This is a genomic window from Enterococcus sp. DIV1096b, assembly GCF_050498765.1.
GTDB lineage: Bacteria > Bacillota > Bacilli > Lactobacillales > Enterococcaceae > Enterococcus_D > Enterococcus_D entomosocium.
The window spans coordinates 2,418,730-2,437,287 of the sequence record NZ_JBMHEK010000001.1; the positions used below are offsets into that span (position 1 = coordinate 2,418,730).

General features: G+C 46.2%; 13 protein-coding genes. 5 read left to right on the plus strand and 8 right to left on the minus strand.

Annotated elements, in window-relative coordinates; genetic code table 11:
- Nucleotides 1–265: 265 nt before the first annotated feature.
- The 7 genes from IGJ17_RS11425 to IGJ17_RS11455 form a co-directional block, all read right to left on the minus strand.
- Complete coding sequence (locus tag IGJ17_RS11425) at nt 266–1,735, minus strand: ABC transporter substrate-binding protein (RefSeq protein ID WP_429961412.1); 1,470 nt, start codon at nt 1,733–1,735, stop codon at nt 266–268.
- Between the two features lie 27 nt (nt 1,736–1,762).
- A complete protein-coding gene (locus IGJ17_RS11430) occupies nt 1,763–2,683 on the minus strand; it encodes a carbohydrate ABC transporter permease (RefSeq protein ID WP_005225516.1) in 921 nt (306 codons plus the stop codon).
- 13 nt (nt 2,684–2,696) lie between these two features.
- Nucleotides 2,697–3,578, minus strand: a complete 882-nt coding sequence (locus tag IGJ17_RS11435; RefSeq protein ID WP_086294872.1) for an ABC transporter permease — start codon at nt 3,576–3,578, stop codon at nt 2,697–2,699.
- A 240-nt stretch (nt 3,579–3,818) separates the two neighbouring features.
- Nucleotides 3,819–5,210, minus strand: coding sequence for a glycoside hydrolase family 1 protein (locus IGJ17_RS11440; protein ID WP_400449663.1), 1,392 nt, complete (start codon nt 5,208–5,210; stop codon nt 3,819–3,821).
- Nucleotides 5,203–6,078 (minus strand): ROK family protein, encoded by an 876-nt coding sequence (locus IGJ17_RS11445; RefSeq protein ID WP_005234751.1) that lies wholly within the window; start codon nt 6,076–6,078, stop codon nt 5,203–5,205. Before IGJ17_RS11445 ends, IGJ17_RS11440 begins: the two co-directional genes overlap by 8 nt.
- Nucleotides 6,079–6,081: 3 nt before the next feature.
- On the minus strand, nt 6,082–8,760 hold the full coding sequence (locus IGJ17_RS11450) for an alpha-mannosidase (RefSeq protein WP_429961413.1): 2,679 nt from the start codon (nt 8,758–8,760) through the stop codon (nt 6,082–6,084).
- A 73-nt stretch (nt 8,761–8,833) separates the two neighbouring features.
- The gene (locus tag IGJ17_RS11455; RefSeq protein ID WP_400449667.1) at nt 8,834–10,123 is read right to left on the minus strand and encodes a glycoside hydrolase family 125 protein; all 1,290 of its coding nucleotides are present in this window, start codon (nt 10,121–10,123) and stop codon (nt 8,834–8,836) included.
- 155 nt (nt 10,124–10,278) lie between these two features.
- On the opposite strand from IGJ17_RS11455, the gene IGJ17_RS11460 reads away from it, so the two are divergent.
- Entirely contained in the window at nt 10,279–11,331 is a 1,053-nt protein-coding gene (locus IGJ17_RS11460) for a GntR family transcriptional regulator (RefSeq protein ID WP_016613583.1), read from the plus strand.
- A 5-nt stretch (nt 11,332–11,336) separates the two neighbouring features.
- Nucleotides 11,337–13,487: a GH92 family glycosyl hydrolase gene (locus IGJ17_RS11465; RefSeq protein WP_087664951.1), complete on the plus strand. Its 2,151-nt coding sequence runs from the start codon at nt 11,337–11,339 to the stop codon at nt 13,485–13,487.
- An 85-nt stretch (nt 13,488–13,572) separates the two neighbouring features.
- Here the strand turns inward: IGJ17_RS11465 and IGJ17_RS11470 are convergent, their stop codons facing one another.
- On the minus strand, nt 13,573–14,379 hold the full coding sequence (locus IGJ17_RS11470) for a Cof-type HAD-IIB family hydrolase (protein WP_042890481.1): 807 nt from the start codon (nt 14,377–14,379) through the stop codon (nt 13,573–13,575).
- Nucleotides 14,380–14,551: 172 nt separating this feature from the next.
- Here IGJ17_RS11470 and IGJ17_RS11475 point away from each other — a divergent pair, with 172 nt between their 5' ends.
- From IGJ17_RS11475 to IGJ17_RS11485, 3 genes are all read left to right on the plus strand, one after another.
- A complete protein-coding gene (locus IGJ17_RS11475; protein WP_016621584.1) occupies nt 14,552–15,547 on the plus strand; it encodes an ROK family protein in 996 nt (331 codons plus the stop codon).
- Nucleotides 15,548–15,584: 37 nt separating this feature from the next.
- Nucleotides 15,585–17,426 (plus strand): FAD/NAD(P)-binding protein, encoded by a 1,842-nt coding sequence (locus IGJ17_RS11480; RefSeq protein ID WP_400449675.1) that lies wholly within the window; start codon nt 15,585–15,587, stop codon nt 17,424–17,426.
- Nucleotides 17,427–17,618: 192 nt separating this feature from the next.
- Nucleotides 17,619–18,557 (plus strand): AAA family ATPase, encoded by a 939-nt coding sequence (locus IGJ17_RS11485; protein ID WP_429961414.1) that lies wholly within the window; start codon nt 17,619–17,621, stop codon nt 18,555–18,557.
- Nucleotide 18,558 lies beyond the last annotated feature (1 nt).

Here is an 18,558-nt window from a genome sequence, read left to right on the forward strand (position 1 = left end):
CTCCCTTATTTGTTCCCTACCGAAAATGTAGCATGATTCCAGCTTCCTACTCAAGCTACCTGAGAATCTTTTAATGCTATGTACGTTTTAGATGCAACATGCTTGCTGTTTGAACGTTAAAAACAAAAGTAACGTTTTTTATCAAAGATTTTGCTATTTACTTTAAAAGAAAAAGCAGCCAAAAGCTAGACGTGGGAACCATTGCTCCTGATGCGTTTAGCCTCCGGCTTGCTTGATCTATTGATTTATGAGAACCACCTGTTGCTTATTCTTGGCTTGCGCGGTACTCATCAAATTGTTTTTGCATTTCATCGCGGACCTTCTCCCAGCCAGCGGTTTTTAATTCTTCGTTTAGTTTCGGAACATTTTCTTCTGGATCGATCGTTCCGGTTGCTAAACTTGCTTTGTAACGGTTCATGACATTGGCGATATTCGTGATTTCTGTTTTCACGTTATCAGTCTTGAAGTTGAAGCCTAAGATTGGTGATGCTTCCGCGTTAGCGATGTTTTCATCACGCTCTTTAATCATATCGTCTGTGATGGATTCTTGTGTGTAAAGGATCATGTTGTTTCCAGTGTTCCAAGCAGCCATCCGGGTATTTGGCAAGTAGCCATCAAGGAGACGGATCTTGTTGTCTTGGCCTTCGATTTTTTCCCATGCTTCGCCTTCGACACCCCAAACCAATCCATTCAACAATTCAGGATCGCTGTTCAACAAGCCCAACACTTCCACTGCTTTTTCTTTGTTTTTCGAAACATTCGCTACGACAAAGTTTGCCATTTGCGCTTGTCCAGTTGATTTTAATTGTTTCGTGATTGGACGTGAAACCAATTCATGACCTGCGGCATTGCTTAAGATCGTATCGCCGTAATCCATTGGTCCTTGGGTTTCTTCACGCATGAACCATGTGTTGCCTTCTAATGGGTAACCAGTCGTATTGGTGGCTGCATCAGTTGGGATCAAGCCTTCGTTGTACCATTTGTGCATCCATTTCAAGTTTTCCATTTGTTCATCATCTTCGTATTGATTGATGATCTTCGTTGTATCGCCGTCCAATTTGACAGCAAATGGGTAATCTTTCCCAATCACATAATCATAGTTTCCAGAAACATTAAAGGTTTGTCCGATCGCAAACGGTGCGATGTTTGGTTCTTCCTCTTTGAACTTCTTCAACACGTCTTCGGCATCTGCATATGATTCGATCCCGCTGATATCCAAATCATATTTGTCTATATATTGTTTATTGAAGGTCAAGACTTGTTGGGCATAAATATTGCCATTGACTGGAAAGGCATATAATTTTCCGTCGATCGTATTGCCTTTGATATAAGATTCGTCTAATTGATCATACGCTTCTTTGGCATATTTTGGTGCTAACTCCGTCAAATCTGCATACGCGCCTTTTTGCGCATTCGCAACGTAATTTGAGGCAAAGGAAATATCGTAGTTTTCACCCGATGAAATGATGGTACTCATTTTTTGATCCCAATCACCCCAGCCGATATACTGCAGATCGATGCGAGCGTTGGTTTTTTCTTCAATGCGTTTATTGGCGATCTCCATCAATTGATCAAAGTTTTCTGGCTTGTCCCCGACTTGATACATCAATAAAGTCGTTACGCCGTCTGCATTGTTTTCTGAATCGGATGTTGCGCCGTTCGACCCACAGGCAGCCATTCCCAAAGTTGCCGCTGCGGCCATCCCAGCAAAAGCTGTTTTTTTCCACAAATTCATTTTTGTTTCCTCCCTATACTTATTTGATTATTCTTTGACGCCACCAATTGTCAGACCACCGACAAAATACCGTTGGAAGAATGGATAGGTGATCGCAATCGGTAAGGTTGCAACAACAACGATTGCCATGCGAGCAGTTTCGCTTGGCAAAGCGGCCAAACCGCCTTGGATCTGGGCAGCCATGCCGGAGCTTTTGGCTAGATAGTCCAAATTGCTTTGAATCCGCATCAAAAGTGCTTGTAACGGCACTAAAGAGTCTTTTTGAATATACAACAATGCATTGAACCAGTCGTTCCAATAGCCAAGAGCGGCAAATAGACTGATCGTTGCGATCCCTGGAACCGCTAACGGCAACACGATGGACAGAAAAATCTTCATTTCGCTGGCACCGTCGATCCGCGCAGATTCTATAATACTATCTGGTACCGTCTTTTTAAAGAAGGTCCGCATAACAAGGATATTAAAAGGCCCTAAGGCAAGGGGTAAGATCAATGCCCAAATCGTGTCTTTCAATTGGATCAAGTTGACCATCACTAAGTAATTGGCAACCATCCCTGGCGCAAATAACATGGTGATCAAAGCGAAGATCGTAAAGAACCGACGGAATGGAAAATTTGAGCGAGAGATGACATAGGCATATAGCGAAGTCATCGTTGCATTGACGAAGGTACCAAAAACAGTGATAAAAATAGATACGCCAAATGCTTGGAAAATTTTGCTGCTCATTTGTCCGCTAAACAGGTAGGTATATGCTGCGAACGAAAATTCTTGTGGCCAAAAGCGATAGCCGTTTTCTGCCAAAGAGGTTTCACTGGTCAATGAGATCGCGATCACAAAGAGAAACGGCAAGACACAGGAAATCGCGAACAGACCGATCACGATATTAAAAATCAGGTTGACCGTTGGGTTAAAGGAGCGGATCTCGACTTTCGTTACTTTTTTCTTCATTTATCCATCCTCCTTAGAATAATGCTGAATCTGGTTCTAGTTTACGAACAACCAAATTCGCTGTTAGTAATAATAATGCCCCAACCACTGATTGATAAAGGCCGGCAGCTGCGGTCATCCCGAAGTCGCCTGTGGCAGTCAGTCCATTATAAATGTACGTATCTAAAACGGAGGTGACTTGGTACAACGCCCCAGAGTTTCGTGGGACTTGATAGAAAAGTCCGAAGTCGGCACGGAAGATCCCACCGATGTTCAAAATCAACAAGACGGAAATCATTGGAATCAGTTGTGGCAACGTCACATTTTTAATCTGCTGCCATTTGCTGGCGCCATCGACCATCGCGGCTTCGTAATACGTTTGATCGATCCCGACCACTGACGCATAATAGATGATGCTGTTGTAGCCTAAGCTCTTCCAGACATTCATAAAGACGAAAATAAACGGCCACCATTTCGGATCAGCATACCAGTTGATTCCTTCACCGCCCATACCCGTGATCCATTGGTTGATGATCCCTTTGTCTGGACTCAAAAAGGCATAGACAAAGTACGAAATAACCACCCAAGAAAGGAAGTACGGCAACAGGGACATCGTGTGATAAACTTTTACCAAACGCTTATTGCGTAGCTCACTCATTATAATGGCAAAGGCAATCGCAAAGAATAGGTTGAATGCTAAAAATACGATATTGTAGAGTAACGTATTTCTAGTGATCAGCCAAGCATCATTGGATGCAAATAAAAATTTAAAGTTATCAAAGCCGACCCACGGGCTTTGTTTCAAACTGGCAAAAAAGCCGTCTGGTGAAATGTGGAAATCTTTGAACGCCACCACATTTGCGAATACAGGTATATAGAAAAAAAAGATAAACCAGACAACACCTGGCAAAGCCATCAATATTAACGCTTTGTATTGCCAGACATTCCTCCAAAACCCCTTTTTCTTCACATCTCATCATCTCCTTCATGCTACTAGAATAACGCTTTCATCCCTAAAAAATAAGGAACAAACTAAAGATAAAATGAAACAAATTAAAGGTCTTTGTTTATATTTTGTTTTTATTCTCTAAAAACCAGAAAAACGTCCTACCTTTTGCAAGATAGGACGCTTCATTGATTTGTTTTTTATGAATGTTCAGTCGACAAAGCCGTTTTGCTGAATCACTTCGCGGAACCACTCACCTGACTTTTTGATGGTGCGTTTTTGGGTAGCCAAATCAACGGCAATAAACCCGTAACGATTTTTGAATTCATTCAGCCAAGACCAATTGTCCATGCAGGTCCACATGTGATACCCGCGGCACTGGCTGCCTTCTTGGATCGCTTGGTGTACATACCGCAAATGATCTTTGATAAAGGTGATGCGGTACTCATCTTGGATCTGACCGCTGGCATCGATAAAGCGTGTTTCATCTTCGACTCCCATGCCGTTTTCTGAAATATAACAGGGGATATTGCCGTAGTTGTCTCGTAGGTTGATCAAGGTATCATAAATGCCTCGCTCATAAATCTCCCAGCCTCGATGGGGATTGATTTTCTTTTCTGGCCAATCATAAACATCGAAGTAATCTTCTGGCATTGGAGTGTCCGCTGTTTTGGCAGAACGCTTTTGCTGCACCCGCCGCGGCTGATAATAGTTGACCCCCAAGAGATCGACCGTGTTTTCTTTAATGATCTGCAAATCTTCGGCTCTGGTTTCTGGCATGATCGCCAACTCGTTTAAGACAGAGATCAATTCTTCAGGAAAGGTGCCTTTGACCGCTGGATCTAAGAAGGATCGGTTAAAAAAGGCATCTGCCAGTTGCGCCGCTTGGACATCTTTTTCATCGTTCGGATCTTTCGGATAAGTCGGTGTCAAATTCAAGATGATGCCGATTTCGCCTGGTTGCTGAGACTGACGGAAGCGTTGGATCGCTAAGGCGCTGGCGAGTGCTTCATGGTAGCCAACTTGCACCGCGTGAGCCAAATTGATTTCTGCTGGGTAATGCTGCTGATACAAATACCCCATCTCCACTGGCACGATCGGTTCATTTTGCGTGAACCAACGGCGGACTTGATCACCGAACAATTCAAAACACAAAGCGGCATAATCTGCAAATGCTGTGACAGTCTCGCGATTGAGCCAGCCGCCTTCTTTTTGCAGTGCCATCGGCATATCAAAATGATACAAATTGATGAAGGGCTCGATGCCATGATCGATCAAAGTGGCGAAGTACTCGCGATAAAACGTCACCGCTTGTTGATTGACCGCCCCTCTTCCTTCTGGCAGCAAGCGACTCCACTGGATCGAGGTTCGAAAAGAATTAAAACCGATCTCTTTCATCAGCGCCACATCTTCTGGGTAACGCTGTAGCAGCTGGACGGTATCTTTGGGTCCCCGTTTTTGATAAAAACGTTCTGGCTCCGTTGCGTACCAATAGTCCCAAATCGAATCGCCTTTGCCATCATCGGCCGTTCGTCCTTCAGTTTGCGGACCGCTGGCAGCGGCTCCCCACCAAAAATCTTTAGGAAAATGCAGGTTAGTCATGGGCAGTCACCTGCTCTTTGCCTAACAAGAGACAGCCGATAATGCCACTTTTGTTCGGCAAGCCCCAAGTGACGATGTAGTCTTCCACTGGTGGTGTCTCCATATAGCCTGCCATTTGTTTCAGGAAGGCTTGTTGGATTTGAGCGAGTAAATGCGGCTGATTCATGACCCCACCGCCTAAAATGATTATCTCAGGTGCTAAAGTTAACGTGATATTGACCAGCGCTTGCCCAAGATAAAAGGCCTGCAACCCCCAAATCTCGTGCGCTTGCGGCAAGTCTTGTCCTTTGATCCCCGTACGTCCTTCCAAAGAAGGCCCTGCGGCTAATCCTTCCAAACAGTCGCCGTGATACGGGCATGTACCAGCATACATATCTTCACTGTGGCGTTTGACATAGGTATGACCGATTTCTGGATGACCGATCCCTTCGAAAATCTTTCCTTCACGAACGACCCCGGCGCCAATGCCGGTCCCTACCGTCAAATAGACACAGCTGTCTTTGCCTTGTGCCGCTCCTTGGCGTAATTCTCCATAAGCGGCAGCATTGACATCTGTTGTCCAAGCAAATGCTGTCTCTGGGTAGCGCTTCTTCAACGCACCGAGAAAATCGAACTGCTGCCAGCCCTGTTTCGGCGTGGCTAGTATGTGGCCATAGGTCGCTTGGGTTGGATCGATCCCGATCGGACCAAAGGAACCGACCCCTAATGACACGAGATCGTAGGGATCGAAAAAGGCAAAGATCGCCGCTAACGTTTCCTCTGGCGTTGTCGTTGGGATCGACTCTTGGGCGATGATCGTCAGCTGTTCATCGGCAACGGCACAAATCATTTTTGTGCCGCCGGCTTCAATTCCTCCGTAAACCATCATTTCTCACTCCTTTACTCCAATGGTTCGAATTTCATATGGGTGTAATTGCTCATTGACGGACGATGCTTGTTCTTCCTCTAATAGGTTCAACAGACAGAGTGTCGCCTGCTCTTTTTGCACATGAAAGGCAGTGGCTTGATCCGCCAAATTATAGCCCCGCAAAACGATCTGCTGGTCTTGGCGATTGCGTTTTAAGGCGGTGATAGCTACCGTCGTTCCATGAGCTTCCATGTATTGGTTGCTGCTGGCTAGCTTGCCTTGATGCTTGTCGGTCTGGCTTGCCGTCCAAGGAACTTGGGCAGCTTGTGCTTGGCGATACGTTTCATAACGTTCTTCAGGAGCCCCATGACAGGCTACGCCATATTCAAAGGTGTGGCTGCCTAAGCATTGCGCTTCTGGTGTTGGGAAGTAGCCCCAATCGCCTAGCTCTCCCGTACAGCGCAACAAGGTCAAGCAGATCTGATCCTTCACGATTTCATATTCGTTCAAACCAAAATTAGAAACCGTCATGCCGCCTGTTTCATCATGCAAGTTGACAAAGGCGTGTTGATGCTGCGGATTCGTTGGGTTTTCCCAATGACTGGAAACCTGATTCGGCCGTTTTACGACTTCATAAATGCTGTCAGCTTCATGGAAATCCGTGATGATCCCTGTTGGGAATAAAACCCGCAGTCGGTGATCTTTGCTTTGGTTGTTGACGGTGGTTTTAAATGCCAGGCGGTTGCTGGTTCGTTCTAAGCGAATCTCCGTCTCGATCTTGAAAGCAACCAATTCTTGACTCCGCTGTGCTTTACGGAAACGGAAATCGACGACAGCTTTTTGTTCTTCTAACAAACGGTCATCTGCTGAAACAGGAATCTGTAATTCTTGTGTCAGTCGCACAATTCCCACCAGCGGATCGTTTTGTTCGATCGTCACCTGATGCGGAAATTGCGTCGATAAGATTGCTTGATCCCCTTCTGGTTGTTTGAAGATGTACTCATTGGCGATATCCCCCACATCCTCGAAAATCAGTAAATTGCGATACGTTTTTTGGGTTGCTTTGTCTGTAATCGTCAAGCTGCCGTTTTCAGTAATGACGGCTTCCAAATGTGCGTTGGCAAGTTTACGCCCTCCTTCTGAAACGATCGGTGCGCTCTCTACTGGCGTAGCGGCTTTTTCCACTAGGGCAAAGGTCTGCCATGAAAATTCCGGCAACTGGTTTGCTTCTACTTGAACCGTGACAAAGCGTTTCATGAAAGGAATCCGAAAGGCATCTTTAGGCAATTCATAGTCAAAAAGGACCTCTTCTTCACTGATGATCGCAGCAACAGGTTTCCCCTGTTCATCGATCACCGAATAAGAACCTTTTGGCTTCGCCAATAATTCGTGGTAAAGCTTGCTTGGCAATCCTTCACGGAATGTTTTACGCTCAAGTTCGATCACGACTTCCACTAAACCAGAACGGGTGCTGCCAGTGGTGTTGAAGACCACAAAGGGACGACTCTCCTCAGGAAACCTGCTCGTGTCGATGGCGGCTACTAAATTGCGTAACGCTTCATCTGCCACGAACTTACCAATTTCATTGGCTTTTTCAAACCGCGGCATCATTTCTCGGTGTACTTCGTCCACTGAACAGCCGCAGATACTGTCGTGAGGATGATTTTGCATCAGTGTTTTCCACGCATGATCCAACATATCGTGAGGATAGCTGCCGCTTGCTTCATAAGCCATAGTTGCTAATGGTTCAGCGACATTTTCTAATTGGCGGGAAACCTTTGTATTCCATTGTTTCAGATAGACTCGGGAAGAGGCGGTATTGGCTAGAGTATACCAACCATCGGTTTCTTGACTGGTCAATTCACCTGTGACAGTTCCTAGGTCATCTGGCAGATCTGCTTGCACCGCTTCAAGGTATTCGGTAAAGCTGGCGTGTTTGAATTCATACTCTGGGAAAAGCTCGTTAGCTGTACGAATCGCTGCCGAAATGTCTTTTTGGACAGGTTGATGATCGACCCCATTCATCATTAAGTAATGATTGGTGGCACCAAATTTCTCTACATCTTGCAGTTTTTGTGTCCAAAAAGCTTTGGCTTCTGCTTTATCCACTGGAATCTCATTGCCATTGGAGTACCAGTTGGCAAAAAGTAGACCAAAGATTTGACTGCCATCTGGACCTTCCCAATGCATTTCAGAATATTGGGAAGTAAATTGATCATCGGGTAAAACTTCGTTGTCAAAGCCGATTGGTTTGACGCCACGCCCAAATGCAGCACTTTCAAGATTGGCTTGCAGCATCATTTGCGGGGTTTGCCCCATATTGCCGAAAGTATCTGGGAAATACCCCAACATAACAGGGGTGCCCCACTTTTTGCTTTCTGCCATTCCAATCAGCATATTACGGGTGTTTGATTCAGCACTGATCAAAAAGTCATCTTGCAAAATATAAAACGGACCGATCTGTAATTTCCCTTGTTTGATGGCCGCTTTGACCGCTTCGCGTTTTTCAGGTCGCACTTCTAAATAGTCATCCAAGATGATCGTCTGCCCATCTAGATGGAAGCTGTGGAACTCAGGGTCATTTTCAATTAACTCTAAAAGATCATCCATCAATTCAACTAGCCGCATGTGATGCTGTTCGTAAGGCATGTACCATTCCCGATCCCAGTGGCTGTGAGAGATGATATAAACTTGTTTCTTCATTGATTTTTACTCCTCGCTGTTTGCGTCGTTGGACTGCTTTTTGTGTCACTCGAACGGTCGTGGGTCGTGCTGCTTATTTTTCCACTCGGATATCGAAATAATCCATGACCAATTCACAAAACATCATGTTCGCCCAAGAGAACCATTCTCTCGTGTATTGCGAAGGATCATCGACATCGAACCCTTCATGCATCAAATTTGTACCCGCATCTGTCGCCACTAACTGATCCAAAATTCGTTTCTTTTCTTCTTTGTCAGTGGTGGTCATGCCTTCCATTGCCATGGCGATCGGCCACACATAATTTTCTGGCGTATGAGAGCTGCCAATGCCTTTAGCGTATTTGCCTTCATAGAAATACGGATTTTCACTGCTTAACAACGTTTTACGGGTCTGAAGATAAAGGGGATCTTCCATACTGCCATACCCCAAGTAAGGGGCGGCGATCAAATTCGGCACGTTGCTGTCATCCATCAGTGTGCCATTGCCGAATCCATCCACTTCATACGCGTAGACTTCTTCGCCAGCTTGATTTTTGGTCAACCCGTATGCTTTAATCCCTGCTTCGATCTCTGCTTGCAATTTTTTCGCTTGTGCCACGATCGCTGTGTCTTTTAAAACCGTCGTAAAGATTTCTTGGATATAGCCTAAGACCACCACCGCAAACATATTGGAGGGAATCAAATAGCCGTATTTGCAGGCATCATCACTTGGTCGAAAACCTGACCAAGTCAAGCCAACGGGTTTCACCGGCGCGCCTTTGCCGTCATGAGTCAAGGTATCTTCTTTTCGCCAGGTATCCCGTTCAAAGCGATACGGGGATTCCTCATGGTTTTGTTCTGTTACAAACACCTCCAAGGCTTTTTTGATGCCTGTTACAAAATCATCATTGAACTGATCTGTTCTACCTGTGTTTTTATATAGCAGATAGGCCAGTTGGATCGGATAACACAAAGAATCGATCTCATATTTGCGTTCCCAGATCCAATCGTTCATTTCTGTATCGTCTGTTTGGTGGCCAGCGCCATTGGCTGATTCGTTAAAGGCATTTGCGTAAGGATCGATCGTAATATAGTAGAATTGCTTCTTGACCAACCCGCTGATCATACTTGCTAAGTCTTCATCTTCTTTGGCGATCACTAAATACGGACGAACTTGCGCAGTGGAATCTCGCAGCCACATGGCTGGAATATCCCCCGTCAGTAAAAAGGTCGTGCCATCCTCATGACGCTTGACCGTCGTTAATAGTGTATTGGCAAAAGCTGCATTAAAATTTTTCGCCCAATCGGCATGCGTTTCTCCGCATAGATCCGTAATCGTTTCCATAAATGTTGCTACTGAAGTTGGTATTTCTTTATAAACCATTCCATCACCTTCCCTGATTTGATATATCAATTTACGAACCTAGTATATCATGAATCATGTGAATGTCTAGCGCTTTTTCAAAATAATTAAAGGGTTTTCATTTTTATCGGTTTATGGTATGCTAACAAATATGATATATCAAGAGGGGTTTTCTTATGAAACAACCATTATATAAAAAAATTTACTCGGAGCTTCACGAAGCCATCGTTGAAGGGCGATTAGCTCCGGGCAGTCGTGTCCCTACTGAAAAAGAACTATCTGAACAATACCAAGTCAGTCGGATCACCTCTAAAAGAGCCTTGACGGAACTGGAACAAAATCAGCTGATCTATCGCGTGCAAGGCAGCGGCAGCTTTGTCCGAGAATTGAAGGAAAAAAAAGCGACTGGACGAATTTTGTTTGTCTTGCCCTTTGCCAATGATCTCTCTTTAGGAAACTTTACCGAAGGCATTTACCCCGTGATGCAAGAACACGGCTTTGAACTTTTGATGACACCAGTGGATTATTTGGAAAAAACGACGGCAGCTGAGCTGATGCAAGAATTCGACGGCCTGATCTATTACGCCAGCAATACGTTTTCTTACTATGACTTGCTGTTCGAATGTGCTGAAAAACACTTTCCTATCGTGACCTTAGATAAAAAGCTGCATGAGTTTGATTTTCCAGCGGTCATGCCAGATAACTTTCAAGGTGGACAGCTAGCTACGGAGCATTTACTTGCGTTGGGGCATCAACGGATCGCTTATATTTTTGGTGATACCCACCATCCACAATCCGTCCGTCAGCGTTATCTAGGTTACATCGATGCGCTGAAAAAAAACCAAAGAACCTTTCGCACCAAGCTAGACGACGCTACTGCCAGTATCGCAAATGCGCTTGCCTACCTGGAAGAACATCAGGTCACGGCAGCCGTCTGTGAAAATGACTTGATCGCCATCGAATTGATGCGTGCACTGCGTCAAGCAGATTTGCACGTCCCTGCCAACATTTCCCTGGTTGGTTTCGATAATATCCAAGCCGCTGCCCTCGTTGATCCAGCACTAACGACCATCGGGCAGAATTTTGCGGAGATGGGGCGCTTGGCAGGAAACCAAGTGATTGAGAAAATCAACGCTGCGAAGGCAGCACCCCCAGTACCAACGGAGACGACCACCCATTTAGTGGCTGTTTCTTTGATCAAAAGAGAATCAACCCAATTAAAGGAGTGAACCAAGTGAACGTATCAATGATCGACACACGACACGGAACAGACAACCAATATAGTTTTTCCCATGGCAACTGCCTGCCTTATACAGGGGTTCCTTTTGGCATGAACTACTTTGCCCCGCAAACCAGCGATCAACGAGGCAGTTGGTGGTTTCATCCAGAAGATCGAACCTTTCAGGGCTTTCGCATCACCCATCAGCCTAGCCCTTGGATGGGTGATTTCAGCCATCTGACGATGCTGCCGATAAACGGCACGCTTTCTGAAAATACCCTTTTCCATGCGCAAAGCTCGTATCGTCCGGAAGAAAGCACCTTTAATCCAGCCTTTCTTAAAATCAAGACGCAGCGGTATTTAACAACAACGACGTTGATTCCCAGTATGTATGGCGGTGTGCTGTCTATTGAAAACTGCGGGGATCAGCCGGGTCTTGGCTTGTCACTGCCGGGTGACTATGTCTTAGAACAGTTGGATGAACAGACAGTGGCTGGTCAACTGATCGTATTTTCAGGATGCGAAGACGAAAGCTTCACCATCCATTTCGTCTATCGTTTTGAAACACCCATCACGGCGATCGAAGGTGCCTTGACAGGCAAAGAAGCCTTCGTCGTTCTCCGCTTTGATGATTGCCAAACACAGACGATCCGTTTTGCAACCTCGTTTCTCAGTCGCGAACAAGCTTGTTTGAACTTGCAGCGGGAACAGCAATGGGCTCCTGCCGATTATCTGGCTTCTGTCCAACAGCAATGGAATCATTTTTTGCAAAAAATCGAGATCGAGCATCACGATCAAGCACAAGTTTCTACTTTTTATCATAATTTTTATCGCTTATTCTTGTTTCCTCAAACCTTCTTCGAAATCGATCAAGAGGGTTGCAAAGTGCACTGGGATACCTTGGCAAAAGCGATCAAACCAGGACCACTGTACACAAACAACGGCTTTTGGGATACGTATAAAACTGTCTACCCGCTCTTTTCACTCTTGGCTGTCGAACAATTGGAAGACATGCTGGAAGGCTTTTTGAACAGTTATCGCGAAAGCGGCTTTTTACCAAAATGGCTATCACCTGATGAGCGGGGGTTGATGCCCGGGACGCTGATCGATGCCGTGATCGCTGATGCCGCAGTAAAAGGTATCCGTCCCGATTTGATGCCCAAATTTTTAGCAGCGATGAAAAAAGGTGCCACCGTCCAAAGTGAAAATCCCAATTATGGTCGGCGCGGCACGACGGACTATTTGACTTACGGGTATGTGCCATTGACGCATCATGAATCGGTCAATCACACCCTTGATTATTGTTACAGTGATTTTTGTATCTCACAAGTCGCGCAACAGCTGGGTGACGAGCAAGCAGACTATTATCAGCAGCAATCGCAAAATTACCGCAACATTTTCGATCAGGAGACCGGCTTTATGCGGGCAAAAGACCCAGATGGCGCTTTTCGTCCAGAGTTTAGTGACACACGCTGGGGCTTGGATTATGCAGAAGGCAGTGCGTGGCAAAGTAGTTTTGCTGTTTACCATGATTTCGCTGGCTTGATCACTGCACACGGCGGCAAAGCGGCCTTTGAAGCAAAACTGATTGACTTGTGCAATCAAGAACCTCGCTATACGACAGAAGGTTACGGGTTCGAGATCCATGAAATGAGTGAGATGGCCGCACTCGATTTTGGTCAGCTGGCGATCTCCAATCAGCCAAGCTTCCACTATCCGTATCTATTCAGCTATTTGGGCAAACCAGAAATGGCACAGCCCTTGATCAAGCAGCTACTGACACAGTGCTTCAATGACTCACCAAAAGGCTTTCCTGGCGATGAAGACAACGGCAGCATGGCTGGTTGGTACATCTTCAATGCCTTGGGCTTTTATCCAGTCACACCGGGGACAGGCGAATATGTCATTGGCATGCCCTTATTTGATCAAGCAACACTGCATCTTGCTTCAGGCAAAGACTTAGTGATCAAGAGCACGCCCAATGCGCCGCAACAGCTCTTCGTGGATAAAATTACATTGAACGAAGAACCCTTCGAGCGATTATTTTTCACCCACCAAGAATTGACTGCCGGTGGTACATTGAACTTCCAGCTAGGTATCGTCCCTCGCAGCAAAGAGTGGTCAGCCGATGCCTATCCTTATAGCGTCAGTCAACCACATGCATAACGAAAAAACCGCTCCTTAGCAACAGGCAGCAGTCTACTTTCAGTCAATTGAAAGTGCACGCTGTCCCTGCCAGGGAGCGATTTTTTTATTGTTTCATTTGTAGCGGTAACAGACGTTCGATAGTTTTCAGCACGCCATTTTCATCGTTTGATTTGGTCACAAACGCTGCCGCTGCCTTGACTTCCTCAAAGGCATTGCTCATGGCGAAACTAAACGTGCCAGCTGCCATCAACTCCAAATCGTTCAAGCCATCGCCGAAAACCATTGTCTCCTCGGGTGTGACGTGCAGCAATTCTTGCAAGTGTGCCACAGTCGTTCCTTTGTGGACGCCTTGATTGGTGATATCGATCCAAGCGGCTTCCGAAGCCACGATGTACGCTTCATTGGTAAATTCGCTTAACTGTTGGACATGCTCAAAACAACGTAGTTTGGGATCAAAAATAGTGAGCTTCACAAAATCTTCTGTGATAGTTTGATAATCCGCCACCGTTTTGACCACCCGATAAGAGCCACGCACTTTCTGCGCATCCGCTTCATTGGTTGTGTCAGCAATGTACGCCGCAGTCGGTGTACAAGCGATGATCACATGATCTTGCGCAATCGCAGCGAGCTTCGCAATGATCCGCCGCCCTAATTCGTTTGGCAGCAGCGATTCAAAGATGTACTCTCCTTGATGTTTGATGCGGGTCGCGCTATCCCCAAGAATCCAAACATCCGCTGCTGCTTCACCAAACAGTTCTTCCACTCGTTCACACTGTTTGCCGGTACACGCAGCAAAAGCAACACCCGCTTCTTTCATTTGTTGGCTGACTTGTTCATAATAAGGCCGATCAAAACTGCCTTGGCTGTTCAAAAATGTACCGTCTAAATCTGTGATGACTAATTTGATCATACGTTTCTCTTCCCCTCTACCTCGTGTCCTCTTCATTCCAAATCACTTAATTAACGTTATTAATTAAGTATACTTATTTTCAAGTTTTCCGTCAAGTCAGTCTTTTAAAAACTTTACATCGTTTCATCCCGTCGGTATACTTAATTAAATCACTTCATTAAGGAGAACATTTATGGCTTCTACCACCCATACCATTCGCCAGCAAAACAAACAGCTGGTTTTAAAAACTTTGTTTCAAAACGGGGCATTATTCGCCTCCGATTTAGTGAAGAAAACCGGCATCAGCATGGTCACCACTAACTCATTATTAAAAGAATTGTTAACAGAGGGGGAAATCACGAAAGGTCCGCTGGAGCAAAAAGAGCTAGGACGACCAGCAGTGACCTATCAGCTAAATCAAGACCGAGGTCATTCTCTTTTGCTTAGCTTTATCGATCACGATGGCTCCTTGGCTCTTTGGTCCATGCTGATCGACCGCAAGGGGAAGGTTTTGGCAAAACACGACCAGCCCTTTCCTGATGTTGCCCCTCATCGCTTTCAAGAATGTGTAACGAACGAGCTGGCATTATTTCCTTCTGTGGAACAGATCGCCCTCTTTTTACCAGGAAAAATCAGTGGAGGAACCGTGACTTCCAGCTGGTATGAAAAATTTAACGGCTGGCAGCTGGCAGCCCTCGTGGCAGAGGTCACTGCACTGCCCTTCTACTGTCAAAACGATGCCCATATTTTAACGATCGGCTATTGCATCGCCCAACAGATCTCCTTGCAGCAAACCATCGTTGGCATGTACAATCCTGAAAAAAGCATGCCCGGTATCACGCTCCTAGTCAATGGTGCGCTTTTAGAAGGAAAAGATGCCCTAGCGGGAGAGGCAAAATTTTTACCCGGCTACTTGGATCAAGGTGCACCGCAAGACCGCACGGCTTTGGTCCAGCGCCTGACAAGCATACTGCCATTTTACAATGCAGCTTTTGCCCCCCACTGTATCATTTTAGCCAGCAGTGATGCAGTAAAAACCGATCTCCTAGACGCGATCCAAAAAAATCCATTGCTGCAGCAACAACCCAATCAGCCCGCTTTCCATTATATCGATGCTATCGAGGAAGCCATGGTGCTAGGCATGCACTGGCTGATTTTCCGCAAGACACCTTTTGACTTAGCCCGTTGATGACACAAAGACCATAGAATAATTGAGGTGGTGTGATATGAAAATAGCGATCATTGGTGCTGGTCCTCGTGGACTTTCACTTTCAGAACGGCTGATTGCTCATAGCAAACAAAACAAACAAGCCATCGACTTGCTGCTGTTTGATCCTTTTCTTCCTGGGGCAGTTTGGCGCACGGACCAATCGGCAGATTTGCTATTGAATTCTGTGACCAGCCAAGTCACCCTTTTCACGGATGACACATTAAGCACCGGCGGCCCCGTGGTCAAAGGACCTACCTTGTACGAATGGGCAGTGACAGAAGGGAAACATTTCGCAGCCATCCATGCCCCTGAGCTCGTTGCGGAATGCACAGCACTTGATTCACTTGATCCTAACGGGCATTGCTCGCGGGCGTTATATGGACTCTATCAACAGTGGTTTTATCAGCAGTTGTTAATAGAGCTACCTGAATCCATTACCGTCAACCATCTGTCAGATAGTGTCAGCTCTTTGACCCCTCTTTCCAAAAATCGCTACCAGTTGACGACGGCTCACCAAACATTCCTTGTTGATGCCGTCGTCTTAGCTACAGGCCATTCACAAGCCCAACTGTCATCAGGGGAACAACAATTGGCGGCTGCCGCAGAAAATAATGGCTGGTTTTATGCACCACCAGCCAATGCGGCAGATACGGATCTAACGGCTGTGAAAGCTGGCGAACCTGTGATTTTACGGGGACTAGGACTTGCCTTTTACGATTACGTCACCCGCTTGACCAGTGGTCGGGGCGGAACCTTCGTCAAAGTCAATGAATCCCTCGTCTATCAACCTTCTGGTGAAGAACCGCAAATCATCGCCGGTTCTCGTCGGGGTGTCCCGTATCATCCTCGTGGCCGCAATCAAAAAACACCAACGCAGCAGCGAAAGCCCGTTTTTTTGACCCCTGAACGCCTAGCTGCTTGGCAAGCAGCCAAAACGGTTGCTGGCAAGACACTGCTCTTCTATTTAAAGAAAGAGGCAGAACTCGTCTATTATCAGACGCTGCTTTTAGAAAAACAGCGGCTTGACAAAGATCAGCTTGACGCTTTTACCACCGCCTTTGTTGCCACGGAAGGATCTGAAGACTTGCTAAAAAAATGGCAGCTTCCTAAGAGGGAATGGTGGTCATGGCACCAACTAGCCGATCCCTTTGCTCAGAAAGAGCAGCAGTCCTTGCAAGACTTTTTCATTGCGCTATTACGTACCCAAATCCAAGATGCCGAAAAAGGCAATCTAGCGGGACCTATCAGCAGTGCCTTGGAAGTCTTCAAAGATCTGCGTGACCCGATTCGGTTTGTTCTCGATCATCAGCTAATGCCAGCAAAAGACCTGAAAACACTCTTTTGGCAGTCTTTCGTTCCCTTTAACAGCTTTTTATCGATCGGTCCGCCGGTTCAACGACTGCAGGAACTGGTCGCCTTGTTGGAAGCCGGAGTGGTGACCTTACTAGGTCCTGACATGACTGTTGAGATCGAGGAGGCTTATTGTACGTATTCAAAGCGATTTCCCGACACACGCTATCACGCGACGCAACTAATTGAGGCTCGCATTCCATCGACAGCGATTCGTCGAACCAACAATTCCTTGTTGCGGCAACTGCTAAACGATCGGATCATTCACCCGCACCGGTTGACGATACCCAATGAGGTGCCTTTTGAGACGGGTGCTATCGCCATCGATCCTGAGACCAATCAGGTCCTTGGACCAGATGAACGCCCCTACACTGCCCTCTATTGTTTCGGGATTCCCACAGAAGGCATCCACTGGCTGACGGCTGCCACTGCTCAGCCAGGAACCGATGCTTGGAATTTACGGCAGGCGGACCAGATCGCCGCTGACCTCTTACACCACATCTTCTAGTCGCTTCTTTTCTATCAAACGCAAACTTCCGACGAACCGCTTCGGAAGTTTTTTGCTTTTCTTCCGCAAACCCGCAGGCAGGATTTTCCTTTTTTTGAATATTCTTGAAATTTTCTTTAATTGTTACACGAAAATTGCGACAGTCCTAGAAAACCGTTACAATAGAAGAAAAGAACGCAAGGAGGTTGTTTCATGACCGCTGAATTACAAAAAATTGATGCCTTGATCGCAGAAGTGGAAAAAGTGATTTTAGGCAAACGAGATGTGATCCAATTTACCGTGGCTGCGCTGCTTGCTGGTGGACACGTTTTATTCGAAGATATCCCCGGTGTTGGGAAAACGATGTTGGTCAAATCATTAGCCAAAGCCATTCAAAGTGACTACAAACGGGTACAGTTTACCCCAGACCTTTTGCCTAACGATGTGTTAGGTGTGTCGATTTTTAATTCCCAAAGCCACCAGTTCGAGTTTCGTCCCGGCCCGATCTTCACCTCCGTCCTCTTGGCAGATGAGATCAACCGAACCACACCAAGGACGCAAGCCTCGCTCTTAGAAGCCATGTCAGAAAATCATGTCACCATCGACAATCAAACGTACCCATTGAGTCCCCACTTTTTTGTGTTAGCTACCCAAAACCCAATCGAATATGAAGGAACGTATCCTTTGCCTGAAGCCCAATTGGATCGTTTTTTGTTCCGCCTGCATATCGGTTACCCAGATTTTCAAGATGAGCTCGCCCTCTTGACTGGAAAACGACAGCAAAGCTTGGATCAGATCCAAACCATTTTACATGCTGATGAAGTGACCGCTTTGAAAGCGATGGTGGACGACGTGTATGTCGATGAGCGGGTCGCCCGTTACGCATTGCAGCTGGTTCAAGCGAGCCGCCAGCATAATGCCATTGACCTTGGTATCAGTCCTCGTGGTGGGATCGCCTTCTTAAAAGGGGCAAAAGCGTTAGCGTTGACGGAAGGACGGACCTTTGTCACGCCGCAAGACTTGCAGCGAATTTTACCAGCAGTCTTCGGTCATCGTTTATTACTGAAAGGCGGCGTTCATACTAGCGCGGAGACCCTTTCAGATTTGATGAAACAGATGATCCAACGGGTGCCTGTCCCTACGAGGAAATAGC

What these genes read in the sequence shown, in the direction of transcription:
- IGJ17_RS11425 (WP_429961412.1), bottom strand. Translation starts at nt 1,735, where the DNA reads ATGAATTTGTGGAAAAAAACAGCTTTTGCTGGGATGGCCGCAGCGGCA.
- IGJ17_RS11430 (WP_005225516.1), bottom strand. Translation starts at nt 2,683, where the DNA reads ATGAAGAAAAAAGTAACGAAAGTCGAGATCCGCTCCTTTAACCCAACG.
- IGJ17_RS11435 (WP_086294872.1), bottom strand. Translation starts at nt 3,578, where the DNA reads ATGGCTTTGCCAGGTGTTGTCTGGTTTATCTTTTTTTTCTATATACCT.
- IGJ17_RS11440 (WP_400449663.1), bottom strand. Translation starts at nt 5,210, where the DNA reads ATGACTAACCTGCATTTTCCTAAAGATTTTTGGTGGGGAGCCGCTGCC.
- IGJ17_RS11445 (WP_005234751.1), bottom strand. Translation starts at nt 6,078, where the DNA reads ATGATGGTTTACGGAGGAATTGAAGCCGGCGGCACAAAAATGATTTGT.
- IGJ17_RS11450 (WP_429961413.1), bottom strand. Translation starts at nt 8,760, where the DNA reads ATGAAGAAACAAGTTTATATCATCTCTCACAGCCACTGGGATCGGGAA.
- IGJ17_RS11455 (WP_400449667.1), bottom strand. Translation starts at nt 10,123, where the DNA reads ATGGTTTATAAAGAAATACCAACTTCAGTAGCAACATTTATGGAAACG.
- IGJ17_RS11460 (WP_016613583.1), top strand. Translation starts at nt 10,279, where the DNA reads ATGAAACAACCATTATATAAAAAAATTTACTCGGAGCTTCACGAAGCC.
- IGJ17_RS11470 (WP_042890481.1), bottom strand. Translation starts at nt 14,379, where the DNA reads ATGATCAAATTAGTCATCACAGATTTAGACGGTACATTTTTGAACAGC.
- IGJ17_RS11475 (WP_016621584.1), top strand. Translation starts at nt 14,552, where the DNA reads ATGGCTTCTACCACCCATACCATTCGCCAGCAAAACAAACAGCTGGTT.
- IGJ17_RS11480 (WP_400449675.1), top strand. Translation starts at nt 15,585, where the DNA reads ATGAAAATAGCGATCATTGGTGCTGGTCCTCGTGGACTTTCACTTTCA.
- IGJ17_RS11485 (WP_429961414.1), top strand. Translation starts at nt 17,619, where the DNA reads ATGACCGCTGAATTACAAAAAATTGATGCCTTGATCGCAGAAGTGGAA.